General features: G+C 68.9%; 18 protein-coding genes. 11 read left to right on the plus strand and 7 right to left on the minus strand.

What is annotated here, in order from left to right:
• Positions 1–131 precede the first annotated feature (131 nt).
• On the minus strand, positions 132–1,718 hold the full coding sequence (locus tag LLH23_03515) for a tetratricopeptide repeat protein (GenBank protein MCE5237542.1): 1,587 nt from the start codon (positions 1,716–1,718) through the stop codon (positions 132–134).
• 142 nt (positions 1,719–1,860) lie between these two features.
• Between LLH23_03515 and LLH23_03520 the strand changes: the two genes are divergently transcribed.
• The 4 genes from LLH23_03520 (at position 1,861) to LLH23_03535 (ending at position 7,316) form a co-directional block, all read left to right on the plus strand.
• Entirely contained in the window at positions 1,861–4,698 is a 2,838-nt protein-coding gene (locus LLH23_03520) for a glutamine amidotransferase (protein MCE5237543.1), read from the plus strand.
• A 75-nt stretch (positions 4,699–4,773) separates the two neighbouring features.
• Entirely contained in the window at positions 4,774–5,559 is a 786-nt protein-coding gene (locus LLH23_03525; GenBank protein ID MCE5237544.1) for a creatininase family protein, read from the plus strand.
• Between the two features lie 100 nt (positions 5,560–5,659).
• Positions 5,660–6,307: a DUF1559 domain-containing protein gene (locus LLH23_03530; GenBank protein ID MCE5237545.1), complete on the plus strand. Its 648-nt coding sequence runs from the start codon at positions 5,660–5,662 to the stop codon at positions 6,305–6,307.
• A gap of 64 nt (positions 6,308–6,371) precedes the next feature.
• Complete coding sequence (locus tag LLH23_03535; protein MCE5237546.1) at positions 6,372–7,316, plus strand: hypothetical protein; 945 nt, start codon at positions 6,372–6,374, stop codon at positions 7,314–7,316.
• Between the two features lie 82 nt (positions 7,317–7,398).
• Here LLH23_03535 and LLH23_03540 read toward each other — a convergent pair whose 3' ends face one another.
• The 6 genes from LLH23_03540 to LLH23_03565 form a co-directional block, all read right to left on the minus strand.
• A complete protein-coding gene (locus tag LLH23_03540; protein MCE5237547.1) occupies positions 7,399–7,656 on the minus strand; it encodes a carboxypeptidase-like regulatory domain-containing protein in 258 nt (85 codons plus the stop codon).
• Positions 7,657–7,793: 137 nt separating this feature from the next.
• Complete coding sequence (locus tag LLH23_03545; GenBank protein MCE5237548.1) at positions 7,794–8,051, minus strand: carboxypeptidase-like regulatory domain-containing protein; 258 nt, start codon at positions 8,049–8,051, stop codon at positions 7,794–7,796.
• Positions 8,052–8,096: 45 nt separating this feature from the next.
• Positions 8,097–9,089: a hypothetical protein gene (locus LLH23_03550; protein MCE5237549.1), complete on the minus strand. Its 993-nt coding sequence runs from the start codon at positions 9,087–9,089 to the stop codon at positions 8,097–8,099.
• A 145-nt stretch (positions 9,090–9,234) separates the two neighbouring features.
• A complete protein-coding gene (locus tag LLH23_03555) occupies positions 9,235–12,735 on the minus strand; it encodes a TonB-dependent receptor (GenBank protein MCE5237550.1) in 3,501 nt (1,166 codons plus the stop codon).
• On the minus strand, positions 12,732–14,747 hold the full coding sequence (locus LLH23_03560; GenBank protein MCE5237551.1) for a CHASE2 and HATPase_c domain-containing protein: 2,016 nt from the start codon (positions 14,745–14,747) through the stop codon (positions 12,732–12,734). Before LLH23_03560 ends, LLH23_03555 begins: the two co-directional genes overlap by 4 nt.
• A gap of 294 nt (positions 14,748–15,041) precedes the next feature.
• On the minus strand, positions 15,042–15,899 hold the full coding sequence (locus LLH23_03565; protein MCE5237552.1) for an SMP-30/gluconolactonase/LRE family protein: 858 nt from the start codon (positions 15,897–15,899) through the stop codon (positions 15,042–15,044).
• Between the two features lie 160 nt (positions 15,900–16,059).
• Here LLH23_03565 and LLH23_03570 point away from each other — a divergent pair, with 160 nt between their 5' ends.
• The 7 genes from LLH23_03570 to lysA all read left to right on the plus strand — a co-directional run bounded on the left by LLH23_03570 (position 16,060) and on the right by lysA (position 24,955).
• Positions 16,060–17,130, plus strand: a complete 1,071-nt coding sequence (locus LLH23_03570) for a Gfo/Idh/MocA family oxidoreductase (protein MCE5237553.1) — start codon at positions 16,060–16,062, stop codon at positions 17,128–17,130.
• 190 nt (positions 17,131–17,320) lie between these two features.
• Entirely contained in the window at positions 17,321–18,097 is a 777-nt protein-coding gene (locus LLH23_03575) for an amidohydrolase family protein (protein MCE5237554.1), read from the plus strand.
• Positions 18,094–18,882 (plus strand): amidohydrolase family protein, encoded by a 789-nt coding sequence (locus LLH23_03580; protein ID MCE5237555.1) that lies wholly within the window; start codon positions 18,094–18,096, stop codon positions 18,880–18,882. The genes LLH23_03575 and LLH23_03580 overlap by 4 nt, the downstream gene beginning before the upstream one ends.
• Before the next feature lie 23 nt (positions 18,883–18,905).
• Positions 18,906–19,739 (plus strand): SGNH/GDSL hydrolase family protein, encoded by an 834-nt coding sequence (locus tag LLH23_03585; GenBank protein ID MCE5237556.1) that lies wholly within the window; start codon positions 18,906–18,908, stop codon positions 19,737–19,739.
• A gap of 28 nt (positions 19,740–19,767) precedes the next feature.
• Complete coding sequence (locus tag LLH23_03590) at positions 19,768–20,838, plus strand: hypothetical protein (GenBank protein ID MCE5237557.1); 1,071 nt, start codon at positions 19,768–19,770, stop codon at positions 20,836–20,838.
• A gap of 233 nt (positions 20,839–21,071) precedes the next feature.
• On the plus strand, positions 21,072–23,495 hold the full coding sequence (locus LLH23_03595; GenBank protein ID MCE5237558.1) for an Ig-like domain-containing protein: 2,424 nt from the start codon (positions 21,072–21,074) through the stop codon (positions 23,493–23,495).
• Positions 23,496–23,644: 149 nt separating this feature from the next.
• Positions 23,645–24,955 (plus strand): diaminopimelate decarboxylase, encoded by a 1,311-nt coding sequence (gene lysA / locus LLH23_03600; protein MCE5237559.1) that lies wholly within the window; start codon positions 23,645–23,647, stop codon positions 24,953–24,955.
• Positions 24,956–24,974 lie beyond the last annotated feature (19 nt).

Here is a 24,974-nt window from a genome sequence, read left to right on the forward strand (position 1 = left end):
CGGTGCGGGGCAGGATCAGTAGTGCGGGCTTCCAGCCCGCGACAGGCCGTGGCCGCCTCACCTGCGCGCGTGGGGACACGCGCGCCCACGCGCCATCCCCTCATCCCCTCATCCCCTCACCCCCCATCCCCCTACTCCTTCACCCCCACCAAGTCCACCATGTACAGGCCCTGCTGTTGGTATAGCACCAGGTGTTTGCCGTCGGCGGTCAGGGCCGGGGGCATGGGCATGGTCGTGCGGAAGGGGAGCGCCCGGCCGGGACCGTCCTCGGCCAGCGCCTGCGCCACTAGCGACCAACTGGGCGGCTGGCCATTGCGGCGGTAGTACAGCAGTGTGCTGCCGTCGGCGCTGACGGCCAGGTAGTACAGGCTCTGGGTCGAGTGTACCAGGATGCGGTCCTGCCTGCGGTCGCGGGGGTCTACCAGGACCACCTGGTACTCACGCGTCGGCACGTGCCAGCGATGTAGCAGGAGCTTGGGGAGAGAGCCATCGGCGGGCATCGCCTGGCCCGGCAGTGCCAGGCAGCCGGAGAACGATTCGTCCCGCTCCGGCATGAGCGCCACCTGCGGCTCCGCCGGGGTGGCGCTCGCAGCGATCGGCAGGCGCAGCAGTGGCCGGCCCTTGCCCGCGATGTAGCCATCGAACACGATGGACTGGCTGTCGGGCAGCCAGCAGGGAGCGCCGATGTACCGGCCCTCGTACAGCTTCCGCGCCTCGTGGTCGGTCTGGCCGGGGGCGACCGGGACCACGAACAGGCGGTAGGTGAACTCCGGCTTGCCCTGGACCTCCTGGCGCAGGTAGTCGCGGCACAGCATGTACTTGCCGTCCGGCGACCACTCCAGCGAATACAGGTTGCCGTTCCCCTGGTAGACCCGCTCGTACACCGCGAGGTTGTCCACGTCCGAGAGGTATACCGAGCCGGCGTCGCCCCGGCCACGGTAGGCCACGCGCTTGCCGTCACGCGAGAAGGTCGGGTAGAAGCCGGTGCACTCGAACGGCCGGCTGGCGATCGGGTAGAGGTTGTGGCTGAGCTGCCACTGCGCCGGCGATCCGGGGTCCAGCTCCGTGTACTTGCGCCAGTAGTCGCGGGCCTGCGCCATGTTGCCGGCTTCGGCGGCGATCTGCCCGAGCGACAGGTAGGCCTGGGGGGCCCGGGGATCCACCTGCAGGGCCTGCTGCAGCAGCTCCCGCGCCGCCTGTGGCTCCCCGTCGGTCATGCGCAGCTTCGCCATGATGACCAGCGCCTGGACCGACTTGGGGTCTATGGCCAGCGCCGCCTTCAGTGAAGCCCCCGCTTCCAGCGCGTGGTTACGCTCCATCATCACCTGCGCCAATCCCACGTGCGCCGCCACGCAGCTTTCCTGCTGGCGCAGAGCCTCCTGGAAGGCGCTCTCTGCCCGGGCGTACTGCCCGCTATCCAGGTACACCTGCCCCTTGCGCACGAGGACATTCACGTCGCGCGTCAGGAAGTACGCCGAGTCCAGGGAGTCGATGGCCCCCTCGATGTCGGCGCATGCGTTCTGGACGGTGGCGTACAGGAGCAGCGCCTCGGGTGAGTCGGGGTGGGCGGTGGTCCACTCCCGGGCCGCGGTCAGGGCCTCACCGTTGCGGCCGGCGGCCAGGAGTTGCAGGATGTGCTGGCGCTCGGGCGCCTCGTCAGCGTGGCAGAGAGCGGCGAAGGCAAGCATGACGGCTATGAGCAGCGCGCGAGAAGTCATAATGAACCTGAGTGGCCCTGGGATAGCTGAGGAGTTCCGCCCTCGGACGCCGGTTCCCTCCCCGCGGGCAGGGATCGGGCGGTCCCAGAGTGAACAACGCCGGCATGCTCGGCTCTCTGCCTGTGCCCGGGAGTGCCCACCGATGAGCCACCTCAGTCGCTGCTGCGTCGGCGTTGCCGCGCTGCTGTCGCTCCTGGCCGTCTCGCCTCCGGCTGCCGCACAGCAGCCCTTGCGCGTGTTGCTCTTGCAACAGTCCTCGGCGGGGCAGTCCCAGCGCACCGTGGCCGCCCTGGAGCAGACGGGCCTGCGCGTGACGTGGCTAACCAAGGACAACATCGCGCGGATGCCGGCGACGGCCGAGGGGCTGCGCCGGGAATATGACGCCATCCTCTTCGGGAGCCTCGCCCTGGAGGGGGGCCTGGACAAGGTCCTGTCACCCGAGCAACTCGCGGCCCTGAAGGGCTTCGTGGCCGGCGGGGGCGGGCTCGTCACAGTCATCGGCGAGGCGGGGCAAGCCCTGGCGGATGTGCTCCCGATCACAGCCGGGCCGGCCGCGGGGCCCTTGCAGTTCCAGCCGGTCGTGGTGCGGCCCGACCATCCGGCCGTGCAGGGCCTGCCGCGCACATGGGTGCCGTTCGGCTCGCGCTACAACTCCTTCTCCAAGGTGGCGCTCAAGCCCGCGGCCGAGGCGCTGCTCGAGGTGCCGGCGTCGGCCGTCGGACAGGCCTACCCGTTCCTGATCGCCGGGCGACATGGCGAGGGCCGCGTCCTGTGCCTGAACTCCCTGTGGTGTTTCAGCACCGGGCTGCAGTTCCGCGACTGGGACTGGGCGCCGGCGTGTTTCGGGCAGATGGCGCGCTGGGCGGCCGGGGCGCCGCCGCTGCCGCCCGACCAGGTGAAGGCCATTGCGGACCCGCTCTGGTTCTGGGCCTTCGACCGGCAGGCCATTCGCGGCGTGCCGGAGCTGCTGAACCAGCCGGTCACGTCACCGGTCGAGCCCGCGCCGCCGGGTGTGCTGAGTCTGCGACTGGACCCGTGCCCGCCGGCCCGCGACATCCCCACCGTGGCGCCACCCCGCATCAGTGAGACGGACGGCAAGCTCACCATCACCTTCGCCAACGGCCTCGTCGCGGACGTGGACAAGCGGGGCATGGTCGGCTACCGCACCTCGGCAGGCGCCATTGTGGCCGCGGAGCCCGTCAACGAGACGCCCGTCATCCTCTTCTCCGGCAGCATCGCCCCGGCCCTGACCAAGACCGAGGGCGGCGAGAGCTTCCACCTGCAAGAGACCCTCCCCGGCCCCAAGGCCCCGCCCGTGAGCTTCCAGTACCTGGGCCACGAGATCAGGGATCGCAGCGTCCTCGTGCGCTTCCGGATGCGGGTGGACAACGAGGAGCAGGGGAGCCTCGACTGGCAGTTCACGCCGCGCGACGAGGTGATCGAGGGCACGCGCTGGCGTGGCGTCGGCGAGACGATGGTCCTGCATAGCCCCCGGCTGTTCGTCGAGGAGGTCACGCCGCGACACCGCTGGGCCCCCGGCGGCAGCATCGAGGGCTGCAGCACCTTCCGCAGCGGCTGCTACAGCAACCCGCGCGGCTACGGCGCCACCGAGTTCGTGCGCGACCAGACCCAGGATGCCGGGCATTTCCGCTGGTTCAGTAGCGGCCACCCCTTCCAGATGTTTGGCAGCCCGCGGGGCACCGTGTGGTGCCATGCGGACAGCCCCTGTCTCGTAGCCAGTTGGCTGGCACACCAGGCCGGGGCCGACTATCTCCAGATGGTGAACAAGATCGGCTGCGGGCGCGTGCGCGGCGACATCACGCTGCCGACCCTCTGGTACATGACCACGGACGCGAGCATGGACCACAACCTGTGGCTGGCGGCGTATGACCACTTGCGCGGCAAGTACCGCGCCCAGTTCGGTCTGCAGCCCACCCCACCGGTGCCGACCGCGATGTTGCGCCATGAGATCGCGGGCTTCACCGACCTGCGGCGCTATGCCGACGCCGTGGTGCCCCTGGCCCAGCGCCTCGGGTACCGGCGCATGGACTGCGGCCTGCGTGAGATCAATGACACCATGAACCCGTTCTGCGGGGGCGTCGAGGCGTTCAGGTACCTGTGCGACAAGGCCCACGCCGCCGGGCTGGAAGTCTACATCTACGCCGGGGCCGGATGGGCTAAGCAGACCTTCCCGCCGCTGCGGGAGCATCCCGAGTGGGTCATGCGCAACCGCGAGGGTCAGCCGCTGGACAGCGGCTACCCCGACCTGTGGGCCCTGTCGCTGCGCTCGGGCTGGTGGGACTACTCCCTGGCGCAGTATGCGCGGCTGCGGGCGCAGAGCGGCTTCGACGGTGTCTGGCTCGACAGTTGGACAATGCCCAACGAGTTCATCAACTTCGCCGAGGCACAGGCACGCCCCACTGTCGTCGAGGCCATGCGGTACCTGAAGGCGCTGCAGGACCTGGGGGTCAACACGTGGGTGGAGGGCCAGAGTCCCGGCACGCTGGAGTCCTTCTGGTACCGCGGCGACCGCTACGCCGACCTGCGCGGACACGAGTTCATCCTGGCCAACACCTCGCCGTTCGCCTACAACGGAGACGGCCTGTTCGACCTCGATCTGTACCGCCTGCTCTCGTACCACTGCGCCATGTTCCAGGACCCGCGCCTGCTCTTCCGGCCGGAGGACAAGATCAGCCAGGCGGCCGCGCACACCAACGCGCTGATGAACCGCCTGCATGACACGCTGGGCTTCCCGACACGCGTGCGGGAGCAGCCGTGCGGCACGCTGTGGGAGTGCCCGCGCGGCTGGGCCGTCTTCGCGCACAGCTCGCGTCATGTGGCGCTGTCGCTGCCGCCGGGCCAGTACGAGGTCACCGCCCTGGACACCGCCGAGGGGTTCACCCAGCGCCCGGAGCAGGGGCGCGTCGTCGTCTCCGGCACGCTGCCGGCGCGCAGCGTGCTGGTCATCACGAAGCGCTGAGGGGCCAGGCAGGACCGGTCGCCGGGCGCAGGGAATGCTGGGGCACTACCCGACTGACGGAAGGGATCATCATCCATGGGCAAAGCGAAGATCTGGGAGAAGCTGACGGTCGCGGAGATGCGCGAGGCGCTCCGCGAGACGCAGACCGTGCTGGTGCCGATCGGTGTCACCGAGCAGCACGGCTACCACCTGACGCTCGACACCGACAGCCAGACGGCGTGGCAGGTGTGCGTACGCGCCGCTGAACAGACCGGCAGTTTCGTCGCGCCGCTGCTGTCGTATGGCTACTCGGGCGGCGAACTGCCCGGCACGATCAACATTGACTACCACGTCGTCGGCATCCTGATCCAGGAGATCATCCGCGCGCTGGCGGCCAATGGGCTGCGGAACATCTTCCTGGTCATGGGCCACGGCGGCACCGAGCACAACCGGGCCACGCAGGAGGCGGCCGAGCTGTTCATGCGCCAGCACCCCGAGTATGCCGACCGCAATGTCGTCATCCCGCGGTTCTGGCAGAACTCCCCCTCGTGTCGAGCCGCCTTCGAGGCAGGCGACTACCATGCCGGCTACTTCGAGACGAGCATGATGATGTACTGGGCGCCCGCTGACGTGCGCCCGGGCGAGCCGCCTCTGGACGCCCCCGAGCTGGTCGCGATGATGCGGAAGGCCCCCGACAACTACCAGGTCCGCACCCGCAACGTCGAGCATCCGGATGTCATCGCGCGAGTCGGACAGAGGCCGGACGTCGTCGTCGGCGTCATGGGGGAGCCGGCCGCGGCCTCGCCGGAACTGGGCCAGCAGATAGCGGGGGAAGCGGTCACCAAGCTCGTGGAGCTGGTGCGGATCGTGGAAGCAGGATAGGCGTCAGGCGGGAGGCCCCGCGACGACGGCAGGAGTCGCGGGGCCGACGGCGAAGCTAGACATTGAGAGGGATTGGCAGCCACGCGAAGGAGAGGTCCCCATGCGACCCAAGGGCTTTACGCTGATTGAGCTGTTGGTCGTCATCGCGATCATTGCCATACTGGCCGCCATCTTGTTCCCCGTCTTCGCCAAGGCCCGTGAGAAGGCGCGGCAGGCCAGTTGCACCAGCAACGTCAAGCAGCTAGCTCTGGGGTTGATCATGTATGCCCAGGACTACGACGAGCGCATGCCGTACTTCCCCTATGGCCCCGACCCGTGGCTCTACACCTGGCCGATCACGATCCAGCCGTATGTCAAGAACTGGCAGGCGCTGCAGTGCCCCAGTAACCCCCACACCTCCGACATGTCCTATCACGGCCAGACTTACCCGGGGTGGCCGGATTACGCGGTGAGCAACTACTGGCACCGCGCCTCAGTGTTCCTGGGGCAGTCACAGTACCCGGCCAGCCACTACCTCATCGCCGAAGCCTGCCACTTCGTGCTCGGGGACTACCGGATCGCCTGGCCGCGGGTCTGCGGCACCTGCGGCCTGAGCGCCTGCAGCGGCGATCTCAGCCTGCGCAATGACACCAATGCGGGCCACAACGGCGGCGACATCATGGGATTCGTTGACGGTCACGCCAAGTGGCTGCGCTGGACGGAAGTCTATCAGAACTTCAGCGCGTTGTATAACGGGACGCCATACTAGGACCGGCAGCCCGACACGACCTGCGCGCGTGAAGACACGCGCCTTCACCTCGCGGGAGAATCACGTGCAGCTAGCGCTGTTTGACCGGATTCATGAAGGACCGGACTGGCTTGCCCACCCGGACCTGCAGGCCTTCCTGCGAGCCGAGGGGCTTGATGATGTCACCATCGAGTGTCTCGGCCCCCGTAAGTCCTTTGCCGGGAAGACCTGGCCCCACTTCCGGCTCATCCACCTCGTCTCTACCGGCGTGCACCCCATCCGCTGGCTCCTGACGCTCGTGCACGAGCTGGCCCACGTGGCCGACTACCGCCAGCGCGTCCGCGATTTCACGCAGGAGCATGGGAGACCCTACGTGCCCGGCCGCCGCGACGGGCGTGTGGTGTGGCGGATGGACCGCGTCCATGGCCGGCGCTGGCGCGCGGAATTCGTCCGGCTGGCCGAGGCCGCGATAGCGGCCGGGCTGTTCCCGGGGAACGAGGAGCGGGTGCTGCAGATCGCCCGCACGGCGACGACGTCGCTGGACGACGTCGACCTGGACCTGCGGAGCGATCGGCGCGTGGTCGCCGAGGAACTGCGCGTGCTGGACGAAGAGCGCCATGCCAGCATCATGCGCTGTAAGGCGGAGCGCGCGGAGTTCCGCCGCGCTGTCAAGCGTGGGCTGGTCGTGCACTTCGACGCGGGCTTGCGGCAGGGGGTACTCACGGGGCAACTGCTACGGGTGAACCGGCAGTCATGCACGGTGGCGGTGGCGGGGGTCAACTGGCTGGTGCCGCACGGGCAACTGCGACAGGGCCCGGCGCCGCCGGATGCCCGCCCGGCGCAGCACCGGCCTCACCCCCGGGACCGCTTCAGCGTTGGCGACGGCGTCACCTTCCGCGGCGATGGCCGCCGCCACGAGGGGCAGGTCATCCGGGTCAACCGGAAGACCTGCACGGTTCAGACCCCGGAGGGGACTTGGCGGGTGGCGTTCTCCCTGCTCAAGCCGTTCCGCGAGGCAGCGCCTGGGTAGTCGTCAGCCACGCGCAACATCATGCTGACGCGCAGTGACCCGGTTGCGCGCCTCGGGGTGTTACTGACGCCCCGTCCCCCCGTCAGTAGCTCAGGTTCTTGGTGATGATCCCGACGCTGGGCACGTTGAACGTCTTCACCCCGGCGCAGTCACACTGCGCCTCCGGGTTCGGGACCATCTTGAAGACGGTGTAGACACCTGCTGCCAGGTTCGGCGAGGTGTAGCTACCATCGGTCCCGGTGTTCGTGTGGCCCTGATTGACGCCGCTCTTCCGGAACTCCAGCGTCACGCCTGCGGCAGGTTGGCCCCCAGTCTTCACGATGCCCTTCATGAATCCCATCTCACTGCCCTCCCTGCTGTACTGGTTGCCGCGAATGCCCCGTGTCAGCAAACCGACGCCGGCCCGGTGCAACGTACCGCCCATCTCACCTCCGTCCGCACGTCGTGTCGTGGGTCCGTCGGCGCTTTGCCGAGCCGTCAGTACTCCAGGTTCTTGGTCACCAGCCCGGCCGTGGGAACGTTGAAGGTGGTGTCTCCGTCGCAGTCACACTGCGCCTCCGGGGTGGGGTTCGTCTTGAAGACGGTGTATATGCCCGCCGCTAGGTTCGGTGAGGTGTAGCTGCCGCCGGCTCCACTGATCGTCGTGCCCTGGCTGTAGCCGCTCTTCCGGAAGTCCAGTGTCACACCGACGGCTGGCTGCCCTCCCGTGCTGACTGTGCCTGTGAGAAATCCCATCTCGCTGTCCTCCCTGGTGTGTTGCTGCCGCGGATGTACCTGCGGTCAGTATACCGGCGCCGGCCCCAGGAGGGCCGCGTTGCGCACCCATTTGTCCAGGCGGAAGTCGCACGCCGCGGCGGAGGGCGTGACTTCCTCCACGCTGGCGCCCAACAGGTCCAGCGTTCCCACCCCCGCGTCGGTCCACCGCAGCGCTCCGACCGTCTCCCCGCCACGCTGGAGCTGTCCGGTGCCCGAGCTGTCCTCATTCAGCGTGAAGGCACCCTGCGTGCCGTCGGGAGCGGTGAGCCGCCACTGGTTCCAAACACCGTCGCCGTCGTCCAGTGACTGCGCTTTGACCTGCAGTTGGCTCGTGCCGCGTCCCGGCGCCGTGAACGTGCCCGTGGCGCCCTGGCTGTAGACGGGCCAACTGGGGCGCATGGTCAGGGTGGCGATGGGGATGCGCAGTGTGACCACCACACTGCCCGGCAACTCCAGGCGGAGCTGGTCGCGATCGCTCTCGGCTCGGTCCAGCGTGAACTGCATGCTGGCGCCGGCCGCGGTTCGTGCGGTGCCGGCCCACACGCCGTGGTAGGCGACCCCGCTGAAGTCGTCGGTCATGTCGGTCTCGACCTGCGCGCCGTCGGGGTAGGTATTCGTGACGTGGCTCTGACAGATGGTCCAGTCGTCGTTCCAGACGGGTGCGTCGAACGCCTGGGAGAAGCGGGTTCCGTCCGGCCAGGAGATCGTCCCGCGGCCACTGCCGTCCGCCGCCAAGAACCACTCGTACTGCGCGCCGTCGGAGGTCGTCCCCCACATCCGCCAGTTGCCATCCCCCAGGTCGTCCCAGTTCGACGTCGGTGCATCGGACGTGCGCTGGTAGAGGATCCCCAGCCAGCCGTAGAACAACTGCACGGCGCTCAGATGATCGGCGGCGAGGGCCTCCAGGCTGGTGTCGGTGATCTCGTTGACCTTCACGCCGCTGCCCGAGCAGCCGGCCAACAGCAACAGGGCCAGGAGCCCCATCCCAAGGAGCAGTATCTTGGTTGTGGTTAGCATCTGCGACTCTCCCTTGGCCGATCAGCCCGTTCCGGGGTCCCTCGGCTTGTCAGCGCCACTCGAGCGCTCGCTGATCCCCCCTGGAGTGCCAATCTGCGGCACTATGATAGTTCTTCCTCAAGTTTCGCGCAAGACGACCAGCGACCTAGAAGCGATGGCGCAAGCCGACTGTCACTTGCCGTCCGCGCTCGGGGTAGCCTCGGTAGAACTGGTACTCCTCGTCCAGCAGGTTCTCCACCGTCACGAAGGCATCGGTGTGCAGGTCAAACTGGCGGGCGACGCTGAGGCCCAGGGTGTTGTAGGACTCCAGCCGCGTCGCGTTGCCCAGATCGGCGTAGCGCCGGCCTGTATGCTGCCACACGAGCCCCACACGCCACCCCGCGTCATCCAGGTAGTCCAGGCGGGCCTGGACTACCAGCGAGGGCTGATAGGGCACGTCCTCATCACCAGCGTCATGGTTCTCCGACTCGGCCCAGCGCACATATACCCCGCCGCTGAGCCGGCTCGTCAGCCAGCGCTCGTACTCCGCCTCGACGCCCCGCAGGCGCGCCTTGGCCAGAACCTCCGGGGAGGCTTCCACGGACCACGCGGGGTCTTCCAGGTCCACCAGCACGTTGCGCAGGTCGCGCTGGAAGAGCGTCACCCGCAGCAGGGAGCCGTCGGCAGGCTGCAGTTCATATTGCGCTTCGTATGACTGGCTGAAGCCGCCGGCGGCCAGGCCGAGAGACGACAGGAGGGCGCGGCCGGCCCACTCATCCACCGGCGCCAGCCGCGAGACATCGTCGGCTAGGGCTGGTCGGGCCAGCAGCGCCACCGTGCTGTGGGCTGAGGGCTTGTAGCGGAGCAGCAGACGGGGGCGCAGAACCGGCTCCGCGTCGTTGGCCACGGCCAGACGCCCGCCCAGCAGCAGCCAGGTCCGCTCGTTCAGTCGCTTCTCCCAGTCCACGTAGCCGGTCATGAGGTCACGCTTGGCGTCGGACGAGAAGGGCGTGTAGCTGACCGGCTCGGGCGATCCGGACGGGTTGGCCAGCGCCAGGACACCGCTGACTTCGGTATCCTGCCCGTACCAGGCCGCGCCGGCGGTGAGCATGTCCCCGTAGCGCAGCTGCTGGTCGAGCCGCACCTCCGCCATCGCGCCGCGCCGGTCGAGTTCGAGGCGCCGGATGGGGTTGTCATCGGCCAGCAGGCTGTCGGGGTTGTTGTCCGAGAGGACGCCCCAGGTGTAGCCCGCTCGCCAGGTGACGGTCGCACTGTCCACGGGCAGACGCGCCAGGACGTCGAACTCGCCGCCCTTGAAGTTACTGTGGTAGTCGGCGTTGCTTGGCAGGCCGCCCGCCAGAGCCGGGCCGGGCAGGTCGCGGTCGTCCTCGTTGAAAGACCCGTAGAGGACCACCGCATTGTCAGGGCTGGTCTGGCGCCCGAGCAGCGCCAGAACGGACTTGTCCGTGTAGCCGGTCTGAGCGCGGTCCCAGTCCCCTGCGTCAACGGCCCCCGAGACGTAGAAGCTGTTCTGGCCGCCGGCGCCCCGGCCGCTGGTGAAGGCGGAGGCCCTCGCACCCTCGCCGCCGGAGATACTGACCTCGGAGCGCCCATAGGAGCGGCTGTCCACCATGGCTGACGGCTGACGCACCAGTGCCTGTAGCCGCTCGGCATTCGCTTCACTGTTCAGGCCCAGCTTGACGTAGACCTCGGCCAGGTGCATGCGGGCCAGCGCGTAGTTCGGGTCGAGAGCGAGGGCCTCGCGGAGCGCAGCCCAGGCCTTGTTGACGCGTTCCTGCTTGAGATACACACGGGCCAGGGTGGTATGGACGCGCGCCGACCGCGCCCCCAGCTTCACCGCCAGTTCACCCTCCTGCACCGCGCGCGCGTACTCGTTCATCTCCATGTAGTCCAGCGCCAGGTTACCATGTACCAGCGCCCAGTTCGGCTGCAACGCCAGGGCCTGGCCGAACTCCGCGGCGGCTTCCTGCAGCCGTCCCGTCTGCATGTAGACGGCACCGAGGTTGTTGTGGGCGCTGGCGGCGCCGGGATCCAGTGATACCGCGGCCTGCTGGGTCTCGAGGGCTTCGCGGAACTTGTCCTGCCGGGCCAGCACCTGCCCCAGGCCGGTCATGGCCGCGCCGAACTTCGGTTGCAGCTCCAGGGCACGGCGGAAGGCCTTCTCGGCCCGGGTGACGTCGTTGAGGGCCAGCGACAGCGCCCCGAGTGTCTGGTAGGCCGGGGCCAGCGTCGGGTCGAGCGTGACCGCCAGCTCTGTCTCGTGCAGGGCCAGGGGCAGATCGCCGCCGGCGGCAGCCACCTGGGCCGCGAGGAGATGCGCGGAGGCGCCCTCGGGTGACAACGCCACCGCGGCGGCCGCCTCCCGTGAGGCCTGCTCCAGACTCCCGGCGTAGAACGCGGCAGCAGCCAGGGCCTCGTGTGCCAGCCCCGAGCACGGCGCGGCCGCGACCGCCGCGGCCGCCAGGTCGGTCGCCGCCTTCCCGTCGCCGGCCGCGAGCTTCGCCAGGGCCAGCAGGGCGGGGGCGCGGTACTCCTTCGGGTCGAGCTGTAGCGCCCGCTCCAGCGCCGCAGTGGCCTGGTCGAGGCGGCCACTGCGCAGGGCTGCGAAACCGGCCATCACGGCAACCTCAGCGCTCTGGGGACTGAGGCTGAGGGCCTGGGTCGCCAGACCGGCAGCATCGCCCCCGGTCCCCAGGGCTGCGATGGCCTGCCCGGCGGTCGCCACACCCTTGAGGGCCGGCGCCTGCGCGGCCTGCGCGAACGCGGCGGCAGCTTCCCTGTTCCGCCCCTGGGCCAGCAGCGCATAGGCCAGCTTCAAGCGGAGGTCGTCCGTTGGCGCGACTTGCAGGGTCCTGCCGTAGGCCTCCTCCGCGGCGGTGTAGTCGCCACTGTCGTGCAGCAGGTCACCGCAGGCGGCGAGGGCGGCGGCATCATTCGGGTTGGCCGTTGCCCGCTCGTTCGCCTGGCCCAGGAGGGCCTGGCGCTGCTCGGGCGACACGCCGGGGCGCTGCAGCTTCTCGAAGCCGAGCCAGATGCTATCGAGCGAGGCTTCCCAGTCGAGGAAGGTGGAGGGATCTACGCGCATGGGGCGCGACGGCGCCCGTCCGGGGCCCGCGGTGCTCTGCTCCCCGGCGGACACGAGCACCTGGCCGAGGTCATTGTGGAAGTCCACGCTGCCCTCAATGACGGTCAGCACGGTCAGGCCGGCGTCGTCCACTTCTACCAGGAACTTGGTGCCGCGCGCGCTGGCAGTCGCGCCGGCGGTGCCGATCTCGACCGGCCGCGCCCCGATCAGCAGGATCAGCAGCTTGCCCTTGAGCACCTGCAGGAGTGTGCGGACGGTGGGCTTCTGGGCCCGCGCGCCGGGGATCACGATGTGGGTCAGCGGCCCCAACTCCAGCGTGGCGCCGTCCAGCCCGACGCGGGCACGCGCGTGCTGGTGGGTCTGGAGCTCATCGCGGGGCCACAGGTACCTGTTCTGGGGCAAAGTGGCCTGATGCCAGGTTCCTGAGGCGGGGCGCGTCTTGACCAGGCCTCGGACCGCCAGGAGCGTGGCCCGGGGCACCTGCGCCGCCGGCAACTGGGCGGAGACGCCGAGAATGGCGGCGAGAACAAGCAGCACGGTCGTTCGGTAAGCCCGTGTCATGTTACGTTCAGCCCTTCCGTAGGTTGGCTGATGGCCGGCTCATCCGGGAGATTGAGGATGAAGATGGACCCCTCGCCCGGAGCACTGATCAACTCGACAGTTCCACCGTGAGCTTCCATGATCCTCCTGACCGAGTAAAGGCCAATGCCGGTGCCGGGGATGTCCAGCCCCTGCGGGACTGCCCGCTCAAAACGCTCGAAGAGCCGCGCCTGCGCCTCGCGCGGGACCCCGATCCCGTGGTCAATGACCCGGGTGGTCACTTGCCCGGGCTCCCGCCTGATCTCGACGACCACGGTGCCCCCGCCGGGCCAGTACTTGGTGGCATTGTCCATCAGGTTGCTCAGGGCCCGGCCCAGGAAACGGGGGTCGCCGACCACCCACAGCCCCTCCTCCGGAGCCTGGACCTCCACCTTGTGGATGCCGGTCTTGAGGGACTGGGGTACCGCCAGGTCGCGCGCCAGCGCGGCCAGATCGAACCGGCTCTTGTCCAGACGAACCGGACGATTCGGGTCGGTGCTGAGCAGTTCGTCAATGTCTCCGAGAGCCATCTGCACCTGCCTCTGGATGCGCTCGATGACCTCCGGGGTGAGGCGGCTGACGCCGCGCGCCTGCTGGTCGCGCAGCACCTGGGCCAGGGCGTTGATGGCCGTGAGGGGCTGCTTGAGGTCGTGCACGAGTGTAGCCGTCACGCTGTCGCGTGCTTCCAGACTTCGCGCCAGTTCACCGGCCTCGTGACGTGCTTCGGCGAAGGCCAGGACCGCGCCGCAGATCGCCGACAGGCCAACCGTCAGCGCCGGCGCGACTGAGAACAGCCAGAAGTCCCAGTACATCAGGTACCGCGCCAGCACGAACACGCCCGCGACGATGGCGACGGCATAGCCGAGGGCCTGCCACCCGCCCTTGCGGCGGAAGATCAGCAGGACCACGATGCTCAGCCCGGCCATGAAGGCCCACATCAGTCCCGTCGGCGGCACGCGGATGAAGCGCCGCTGCAGCACGGTGTCCAGCGCGTTGGCGTGCACCTCCAGCCCGCTCAGGTTCTCTTCACCGGACTGGTCCACGCAGGAGACCCCGGACGGCCGCGGCGGCGGCGCGGCGGGCCAGTGCTGTGACATCGGCGTGCACTGTCGGTCAGTCAGCGACCCCAGCAGCACGATCTTGCCGGCGAGCAGACGGCGACGCTGCTCCGGTGAGGCGGCCAGGAGGTTCCGCAGGCTGCAGGTGGGATAGGTGCCGGCGCGGCCGGCCCAGTTGATGAGCATGCTGTGCATGCTCGACTGGTTGGTCTCGTCCGAGCGCGCCGGCCCGAGCAGGAAGACGCGCTCGCTGTGCCAGACAGGGATGACCACGTCAGCGCAGCGCACCCGATCGCTGCTCAGCTCCTCGGGCAACTCCTGCCCCTGCCCCCGATAGGCGGCATAGCAGGCCAGGGCAAAGGGCGGACAGGCGTTGCCACTGAGGCTCTGCGGGGCGGGCTCCACCCGCCGCAGGTTGAACTCGTCCCGCTGGATCAGGCGCACCGCGCGGATGACACCTCGTGGGTTGTACAGCACCGGTGAGGCGATGGTCGGGTGGCTCAGCTCCAGTAGCTTCGGCATCTGGATGAAGTTGAAGCGTCCCGGCGTCGGGTTAGTGCCGCTCATGATGACGGTGTCGCCCGGCTCCTGCAGGGCCGCCAGCAGCGGGCCATCGTGGGCGGGGCGGCAGGGGAGGTCCAGCACGAGGTCAATGCCGAGGACGCGCGGCCCGGCCTGCTTGAGGGCGCTGATCGCGTGGCCGAGCTGATCGCGCCGGATCAGCAGGCAGGTGCAGGTGTCGTCATGCTGGCGCTGCTTCTCGGCCCGGAAGCTGTCGGCGTCGGCGCCCTCAATGCCCACCAGCACGATCCCGGGCGACACCGCACGGGCGGGCCGGAGCCGCATCCACGTATCGAGCAGGGAGAACTCGGGATACGACAGGACGGAGCTGGCGCGGCTGCAGATGAAGGTCACCAGGACAGCCAGCAACGCCATCGCCAGCCACCGTTGGCGGCGGCTGCGACGGGCTGGCGCGCCCGCGGGGCGCTGAGGATGCCTGGGTAGTGACATGCCGGGCTGCTCCGTCGGTGACGGTCATCGGCTGGCGGCAAGAGTGAACAGAGGATGGAGTATGGATGATGGCCGGAGGACCCGACGGCGACAGGGCCGGAGCCTGGTCAGTCAGTATTATACAGCAAGTGGCGTCCCCTGGAGACGGCGCAATTGGGTGAGATTGTGACGGAACTGAAGAACGCGTACAGATACGTACGCCTGCCTGCGTAGCTCCCCTCAGCCTACCCGTGAGTAGAACTCCTCACGTCCCCGCCCGGCGCCGGCAAGGCGGAACAACGCTCCCGCCTCGGTCCCATCGCTGGACTTGCTACTCCCGCCGGCGGTCGTGACGTACAGGTCGCGGTAGTCCGCGCCGCCGAAAGTCACGCTCGACACCTTCGGCGCCGGGAAGTCGAACCGCTGGACGACCTGTCCGTCAGGGCTGTAGCGCACGGCGCAGCCACCATCCCAGCGCGCTGACCACACGTGATCCTCGGCATCCACGGTCATGCCGTCGGGAAAGCCCTCCTCGGCCGTCAGCACGGCAAAGGGCCGCTGGTTGGTGATCTCCCCCGTGGCCTCGTCGTAGTCGAACAGCCAGATGGTGTGCGCCCCCGAGTCGGTGAAGTACATCCGCTTCCGGTCCCCCGTGAAGCCCATGCCGTTGGGGCAGCCGAGGCCTTCGAGGATGACCTTGAGCGTTCCGTCCACATCCAGGCGGTACAGCGTGCCGGGCTTGTCGGGGCCGGCCATGGTGCCGCAGAACACCCGCCCGCGCGGGTCGGCGATCACGTCGTTGAAGCGCGAGTTGCGCTCAGCCGGGATCTCCTCGATGATCGTGTCGCGGAAGCCGTCGCGCCACGTGCGCACCGCGCCGCGGGCCATGAAGAGCAGCAGGTCGCCATTGGCCTGCACGGTGAAGCCGCCAATGGCCTCGTCAGCTTCCAGGCACTGCTCATCCTCCCCGGTGGCGGGGTCGTAGCGGAACAGCCGCCCGGCGGGGATATCCACCCAGTACAGACGCTTCTGCAGCGGGTGCCACAGAGGGCCTTCACCGGTGTGACAGGCATAGTCGGCAATGAGTTCCATGTGCATTGTGGTCGGTGCCAAGTCCCAAGCGCCAAGTGAACGGCAGTGCTCGCAGTAGGTGTTTCCATACGCAACGGCGAATATCCTGCGCCGGTCGCTTCCTCGACCACTGTCCACCAAGCACTTGGCACATGGCACCTGCCACTTGCCACTCAAGGAGTCTCTCATGTCTACCGTTCGTCTGGGCGTCATCGGCTGTGGCGGGATGTGCGGAGCGCACCTGCCGTCCGTGGGCGGCAAGTCTCCCGCCATCTCCGAGCAGTACCGCCCCTTCGCCGAGCAGATCGAGATCCGCGGTCTGTGTGACATCAACCAGGAGAAGGCCGAGGCGTACCGCCAGAAGTTCGGCGGCGACTACATCACCGACGACCCCGAGAAGCTCTTCTCCGACCCGAACGTGGACGCTGTTCTCATCACCACCTGGCACGACACACATGCCCCGCTCTCCCTGCGCGCCATGGCCGCCGGCAAGCACGTGCTGATTGAAAAGCCGATGGCGATGACCGAGCAGGAGTGCGACGACATCCTGGCGATGGAGGAGAAGTCGGGCCTCAACTACATGGTGGCCTTCCGCTGCCGCTTCGCCAAGGGCGCCCAGGACGTCAAGCGAGAAATTCCCCAGCCCGACAACATTGTCGCCAACGCGCGGGCGGCAGGCATCTGGGGCGAGGCCAGTTGGGCGCAGGACCCGATCAAGGGCGGCGGGCAGATCCTGTCGCAGGGCTGCCACGTCGTGGACATGATGTTCTTCCTGGCCGGCGCCGAGCCCAAGGAGGTCTGGGCCACCGGTGGCATGTACCACCACAACCGCCCCGAGCCGCTGGACACGATCAATGCCGCCATCCGCTATGAGAACGGCGCCACCGGCGCCTTCATGGGCGGAGACGGGGGCGTGGGCAACCTGATGATGCACCACCCGCTGCCCTGCGGCTGCCCGTTCTTTGTCATCTCCCTGTGCAAGGGCCGCAGCGGCATGGCGATTGACCACGGCCACGACGCGCGCTTCGAGTCGTGCGTGCCGGCCGACCAGTGGACGCCGCCGTACAAGTCAAAGGAGTACTCGGTGGAGCTAGGGGCCGAAGTCGCCAGCGGCGTGCCGGACATTCTCCCGGCGTTCGGAATGTCCATCATCAACGGCGAGAAGCCCATCGCGACGGCCTGGGACGGGGCGCGCACGACGCGCTTCATCCTGCGGTGCTTCGAGAGCGCCCGCACGGGCAAGCTGATGACGTTCTAGGGTCTGTGCAACTCAGCAGTAACGCGGGCGGCCTCGCCCGCGTGCGGTGGGGATGGGCGGGCGAGGCCGCCCGCCCTACTGCAAGGGATCGCCGGGGTGCCACGGCCAGGCTCCCTGGCCGTGCTCCGGTTCGGACCTGCACGGCCGGCAGGGCTGGCCGTGGCACCCACACCGGGAAGGGAAGCCCGTGATGTCAGAACCTGAAGCACCTGTGTGCGGGCCGCTCATCGCCTGCGATGCCCTCGTCGGGGCGCCACTCGTGCCGCCGTCGGGGCCTGTGCCCGATGTGGCGGACCTCGAGGCGGAGATGACGCGGCTGCACCTCAGCGCCGCCGTCGTGCGCCACCGCGCCTGCCGCCAGACCTCGGCCCACCTGGGCAACAACATACTCATGGACGAGATCACCGGCCGGCCGCATCTGCGGCCGGCGTGGTTCGTGACGCCCGACGGCCGCGAGCCGGAGTTCGACCCCGCCGTCACGCTGGCGCAGATGCTGGCCGCCGGTGTGCGCTGGACCTGGACCGATCCTGCGGCCCAGGGCTTCTCGCTGCAGCCCTGGTGCAGCGGCCCGCTCCTGGCCGCCCTGTCCGAGCATCGCGTGCCGCTGCTGCTGGACTACGCGAGCATCGTTCTGCGCGACCTGCACGAGGCGATGGAGACCTTCCCCGCGCTGCGCGTCGTGCTGCTGCAAGTCCCGCGCGTGGGGCGCAACCGGCTGGTCGAGCCGCTGCTGGCGGCACACCCGGAGCTGTATCTGGGCTGCGCCCCGTCGCTGTCGGTGCATGCCTACTGGCCGGACCTGTGCCGACGCTTCGGGTCGCATCGCTGGCTCTGGGGCAACCATTACCCGGACGCGGAGGGCGGGGCGGCCGTGACGGGGTTGCTCTACGCGGGGCTGTCGCCGCAAGCGCTGCAGGACATCGCCCACGGCAACCTGGAGCGGCTGCAGGCGGAGGTGCATGCATGATCGGGAAGGACTACTTCGAGCAGCAGGCCTTCGCCGGCGCACCGCTGAGCGACGCCATCGTCATTGACGCCCACGGCCACCTGGGCGACGATCGGGACTTCCCCTTCCCGACCACCTCGACCGACGCGCTCGTGGCTACCATGGACCGCATCGGGGTGGACGTCACCTGCGTGAGCAGCATCCCAGCCATCTACGGGCAGTCCGCCCGCGGCAATGCCGAGGTACTCGCCGCCCTGGCGCGCCACCCGGGCCGCATCTTCGGCTACGTCGTCGTGGACATCGGCTATCCGGACCGAGTGCAGCCGGAGCTGGAACGCGGCCTGGCCGGCGGGATGCGCGGGGTCAAGATCCACAGCAGCAGCGGTCTGCCGTACCGGCACCCCAACTACACACCCGTCTATGACTTCGCCGCCGCCCGCAGCCTGCCGCTGCTGGCGCACACGTGGAGCGACAGCGAACTCGACGACCTGGAGCCGCAGTTCAGCCGCTGCCCGAACGTCAACTTCATCCTCGGGCATGCTGGGGCGGTCGCTCGCGAGCACTACGTGCACCTCGGCCACCAGTACCCGAACGTCTACCTCGAGCTGTGCTTCTCGGCCTGCCCGCGGGGGCTGGTGGAGTACTTCGTGGGCGAGGGCCTCGCGGACAAGATGCTGTGGGGCTCGGACTGCATCTTCATGAGCATGGAGCAGCAGATCGGCCGCGTCATCTTCGCCCAGATCAGCGAGGCCGACAAGCGCCTGATCCTGGGCGAGACCGCCGCCCGGGTGCTGCTCGGACGGTAGCCAACGCGCGAACGGAGCATACCGTGCCCTCACCCGACCAAGCCGTGGACACGCTGGCCGCCGACTCGCCAGTCACCTTCCCCACAGACGGCCCGGCCCCGGCGACGTACCCGTGCGACCTGCCGGCCGAGAATCGTCCGCCGGAGCCGGACTACTACCTCTTCAGCACGCCGGAGCGGTCGCTGGAGCAGATCCGGACCGTCCAGGCCGAGATGATCCCCGGCACGTTCACGCCGCCGCCAGCGGACTGGGGGCCGCTGCAGCGCGCCCGGCGCCTGCTGACGGAGGGCGGCGACTTCCACCTGCTCGGCCTGGGCGACAGCATCGTCAATGACACGATGCGCTCCGGCTGGGTGGGGCTGCTGCAGGAAGCCTACCCGCGGGCGCGGGTGCGCGGCACGGTCTGCGTGCGCGGGTGCGGGGGCTGCCAGCACTACAAGCTCGAAGAGCGCATCGCGAAGGTCGTCGTGCCGCTGCGGCCGGATGTCGTCTACATCGGCGGAATCAGCCAAGCGGACATTGAGAGCATCCGTGAGGTCGTCGGCCAGTTGCGGGCCGGCCTGCCGGAGGTCGAGGTGCTGCTGGCGACGGGGACCTTCGGGCGCGCCGACCCGCGCGACCCGGTGGCGCTGGCGGCGGCGCCGTACTCGGGCACGGGGCCGTGGGGCGCGGCGCTCCAGGCGCTGGCGGCCGAACTGGGCTGCGCCTATCTGGACATGACCGGCCCCTGGGCCGAATACCTGCGCAGCACCGGGGTGCACCCGCACCTGTTCTTCCGCGATGCCGTCCATGCCAACGAGTTCGGCGAGCAGATCCTGGCCCGCATCATGATGGCGTTCTGGACGGCCCAGGCCTGACGACGAGACTGCCCGACAGAGGAAGACCATGAGACTGCTACTCTCGCTCCTGCTGGTCGCCGTGGCCCTGCCGCTGCGGGCCCAGGACACGATCCTCCGCCATGACTGCTACCTGGCCTTCACCGGGCAGAAGGGCGAGATGGCGAGCTTCGCGGCCCGTGCCATCCCCCGGGCGCCCTACCATGACGACCTCCAACTGCTCGCTCTGGACTCCCAGAGCCGCGAGGTAGCTGAGCAGGTCGTGCCGCTGGGGACCGAAGCGAAGATGGACGTGCCGCTGCAGACCGAGGGGCTGCACGTGCTGGCAGTGACCACCGGGCAGCCGGTAGCGGTCGTGCGCCGCACCAATGGGCCCTTCGCCCTCGTCGCCTCGGAGCAGACGCCCCTGAACGTCTGCGGCGGCTTCGCCAGGCACTACTTCTTCGTCCCCAAGGGCCTCAACCGGTTCCAGATCGGTGTCAGCGCCGACGTGACGGGCGAGGGGGCGCGACTGGGCATCTGGTCGCCGGACGGTAAGGCCGTCGTGGACCTGGAGGACGACTTCGACACGCTGCAGCGCCTGAAGGTGGAGGTCCCGGCGGGCATGGATAGCCAGCCGTGGGCGATCGCGCTGTCCAAGCCCCAGGACCCCAAGCTGGTGCTCGATGACGTGCTACTGTGGCTGGGGCGGGGCCTGCCGCCGTACCTTTGCGAGCAGCCCGAATGGCTGGCGGCGTTCGTGGGCTCCCTGAAGCCCGAGCAGATCAGCCTGCACGTGCCGCTCAGGAACCTGTCTCTGACCCAGGGAGGCACGTTCACGGTCAAGTTCGCCCTCGAAGCGGCGCCCCGGGCCAGGATGGCGGCTCTGCGGGCTGTGGCGCAGGACGTAGACTACCCCAACGAGGGTACATTCACGCTGAATGGCTCCAAACCGTACGCTTTTCCGCTGACCGGCGACGGCGGCTCGCTGCTGGTGACCGTGATGCTGAAGCCGGAGGACCTGCGGGCGGGGGAGAACGTCCTGGAGTTCAAGCACGACAACCGGGCCTCCGCCGCGATGGGACTGACGCAGATGGAGATCATCGCGGGCGACGAGATTCACCTGGAGGAAGCCTGGTAAGCGCCCGTCGCGGCGTCTCCCTGGCTTGTGTCTGCGAATAGGCCACGAAGCGGTCAGGCTCTTGACTTTCCGGCGAAGATTGTGTTACGTTTACCGTGGGAAGATAAGCAGGCCCCGTCGGCCATGGGTTTTGGCCCCGGCGGAGCCTCATTTGTGACGGCCTTCCGCACGTCAGCACGAAGAAGCGAAACCAACGTTCGCAGCACACATCGTTGCCCAAAGGGATGGTAGAGATGGCAACTCTGCGCCGTTCCCCTGTGTTCAGCTTTCTTTCGGCCCTGGCGCTGGGCAGCATCGTGCTGACCGCGCTGCTGCCCGGGCTGGCGTTCGGAGCTCCGCTGGTGGCGATCACGCGCCCGGTGCAGGGCGCGGTCGTGTCGGGCCAGATCTGGATTGATGTGGCCTTCAACGCCAGCAACAACCTCCCTGTCACCCGCCTGGAGGTCTACATTGATGACCAACTGGCGCGGGAAGTGGACCTGGCCCAGCCCATGCTGATGGGCCGCCAGAGCTTCAACTGGGATTTCAGCTACTCCTCCAACAGCACTCACAAGATCGGCGCCCGGGCCATTGACTCGGGCAACAACTCCGCCGTCGCTTCCATCTCCGTTCAGGTACAGAACGCCGCCGCCACCGGCCCCGATGTCATCGCTCCGGTCGTCCGCATCTACTACCCCGCCCAGGGCGCCAAGGTCCACGACACGACCGAGATCAAGGCCGAGGCCACGGACAACGTGGGCGTCGAGTTGGTGTACTTCTACATTGACGGTCGACTGCACAAGATGATGATGAACGCGCCGCCGTACGTGGACGCGTGGGACACCACCCGCGAGGTGGACGGCCTGCACGTCCTGGAAGCGGTGGCGGTAGACAAGGCTGAGAACGAGGCGCGCTCGGCGCAAGTGACCGTTGTGGTCGAGAACCGCAGCGCGACGGGGATGGCGCCCGGCGGCCCGGTGAAGACGCAGGGTTTCGGCTCGTCCACGCTCCCGACCGTGCCGCCCACGCCGGCGCCGATTGGCGTCCCGGCGCCCGCGCCCATAGCGCCGACGCTCGATACAGCGGCGGTACCGACGCCCAACCCGGCCCCGACGCCGGCGCCGGTCGTCACCAGTGAGCCGTCTACCGGGATCGCGACTGCCGGGACCGTGCCAACGCCCGCGCCGATCACTCCGGCTCCGGCCGTGACGGGGACCCCGCTGCCCAGCGTGCCGCCTACGCCGGCCCCCAGCGTCGACCGCGCACCGACGCCCATCGCGCCGGCCCCGGCCCCGCCGGTGAAGATCGTCACGGTGGCGCCGTGGGTCCAGCCGCCGACTTACGTCCCGCCGCCGCCGACCATCACGCTCCCACCCGTCGGCTCGTCCAGCCCCGTGGCTGTCGCCAGTGACCGCCAGTCCGGGCTCGCGCCGGCCATTCTCAGCGCCAAGACTGCCGCCGGGGGCGAGGCAGGCGTCCTGCCGCGGCCGGGCGTGGATGCCAGCCGCCCCGGCGCTACGGGCGCTCTGAGCACCGCGCCGAAGACCGAGGCGCCGGCGGGCGCCGCGACCGTCCCCACGACCGACGTGGCGCGGTCCGCGCCAGCGACGACTCCTGATACGGCTTCCGGCCCTGTGGCCATCAAGACGACGCAGCCGACGACCGCGGTGCTGCCGCTGCGCGCCGCCACGACGAGTGGCCTGCAGGCCGAGGCGGCCCTGCCGACCACCACGCAGCCGCGCCTGGCGCTCAGCTCGCCGGCATTGCCCGCCCTGGCCAAGACGACGGCGCCCGCCGGTGAACTCCGCACAAGTGCCGTCGGTCGCACGAGTCTACCCACCGGTTCGGTGGCGGCCGTCGAGAGCACCGCGCCCGTGAAGACCACCACCCGCCAGCCGGGCCTGGCGCCGCTGCCGGTACGGCCGTCGCGGCCCGCCGTCACGCGCGTCGAGCCCGTGGGCCCGGCAGTCGCCATCACCGCCAGCCAGCCCGTGGCCGTGCAGCCTGCGACGGTCCTGACCCCCGAGAAGACCGGCCCGGCCTCGGGGCTGTCACGCATCACCGTACCCAGCACGCCTGTCGCCGCGAAGCCGGCAGCGCCGAAGCCGGTGGCTCCGACGAAGGTCGCCGTCGGCGTCCGCCCGGCCGTGTCGCCGCTCATCACCGACGCAGCTCTGGCCGAGTACCGCGGGTTGCCGGTCCCGGCGTACCGCATGACGGCTCGCCTGCCTGAGAGTGGCGCCGCCCGCGTGGCCGCCGATGGACGCACCACGACCCCGGAGGGCACGATCGCCGCCATCCCGGTCGCCATCGCCAAGGTGCGCGACATCAAGATCGTGTTCGACGGCGAGGTCCTGTCGCTGCGGGCCACGCCCGAGACGCGCCGTGGCATCTCGCTCGCGCCGCTCCGCGAGATCTTCGAGCAGACCGACGGTGTGCTGTACTGGTTCCCGGTCGAGAAGCAGGTTCGCGCGGTCAACAAGGGCGTGGATGTGAACCTGAAGATCGGTGACCCGAAGGTTACGGTCAACGGTGAGCAGCGGGTGCTGCAGATCGCGCCGTACATCAAGCGCGGTCGCACCATGGTGCCGCTGCAGTTCATCGCCGACGTGCTGGACGTCAACATCGCCGTCAACAGCGCCACCGGCGACATCATGATCAGCAGCAATCAACTGTAGTCCCTGTCGTTTTCCCGGTACACAAACGGCAGCCCCAAGAGAGACCCTTTTGGGGCTGCTTTCACAACTTGTCCCACCCGGGAGGTGCAAGCCTCTGCCCCACCTCCCGCACTACAGCCATACCGGCACTCCATGCGGAGGATTGGCACATGACTCTCTTCGGGACTCAGCAGCTCAACAGCGCCGGCCATCTTGAGATCGGCGGCTGCGACACGGTCGAACTGGCGCGGCAGTTCGGCACGCCCCTGTATGTCGTGGACGAGGCTCTCGTCCGCAGCAACTGCCGCGAGTACAAGCGCGCTTTCGGCCAGCGTCTTGCCGCAGTGGAGATCGCCTATGCCAGCAAGGCGCTGATCACGACCGCGATCTGCCGGCTGATGTACCAGGAGAGCATGTCGCTCGACGTGGCCTCCGAGGGTGAACTGTACACGGCGCTGCAGGCGGGCTTCCCCGCCGAGCGCATCAAGCTGCACGGCAACTTCAAGAAGGAGAGCCTCATCCGCATGGCGCTGGCGCATGGTGTCGGGCGGATCGTGGCCGATAGCCTCGTGGAACTGGAGGAGATCTCGCGGATCGCCGGCGACATGGGCAAGACGGCGCACCTGCTGCTGCGCATCGCCCCCGGTGTGAAGGCCTCCACCCACGCGGCCATCCAGACCGGCCAGGAGGACACCAAGTTCGGCCTGAGCATTCGCGACATGGCGCGGCCGGGCATCAAGCTGGCCCTGGAGCTGCCCCACCTGCAACTGCACGGGCTGCACGCCCACATCGGCTCGCAGATTCTCGACACCGATGCCTTCAAGCGCGCGGTCGAGGTCTTCGTGGACTTCCTGTGCAGCGTGCGCGAGGAGCTCGGGTTCGCCTGCGAGCAGCTCGACCTCGGCGGCGGGCTGGGCATCCGCTACCAGGAGGACGACCGGCCGCCCAGCATTGACGAACTGGCCGCAGTGATGGCCGGCACGCTCACGGCGGCATGCGGGCACAAGAACCTGCCCGTGCCGGCACTGATTCTCGAGCCGGGGCGCTCGATCGTGGGCGAGGCGGGCACTACGCTGTACACCATCGGGGCCGTCAAGCACATTCCCGGCGTGCGGACCTACCTGTCCGTGGATGGTGGCCTGTCGGACAACCCGCGCCCGGTCATGTACGACGCGCTCTACCGGGCGACAATTGCGAACAAGGCGGCCCACGAGCACTCGGTCGAGGGCCTGCGGGTGTCCGGCGCGCACTGCGAGACCGACACGCTCATTCCCGAGATCACCCTGCAGTCGCCCGAGCCCGGGGACATCCTGGCGGTCTTCGGCACCGGCGCCTATAACCACTCGATGGCCTCGAACTACAACCGTTTCTGCCGCCCGGCCATGGTACTGGTGGCCGATGGCCAGGCGGACCTCATCACCCAGCGCGAAGAGCTGGCAGACCTGCTGCGGCAGGACGTCATGCCGGAGCGACTGAAGTAGGAGGGTCCCGCGTGGGCGC

Source organism: bacterium (genome assembly GCA_021372615.1).
Classification (GTDB): Bacteria; Armatimonadota; Zipacnadia; order Zipacnadales; family UBA11051; genus JAJFUB01.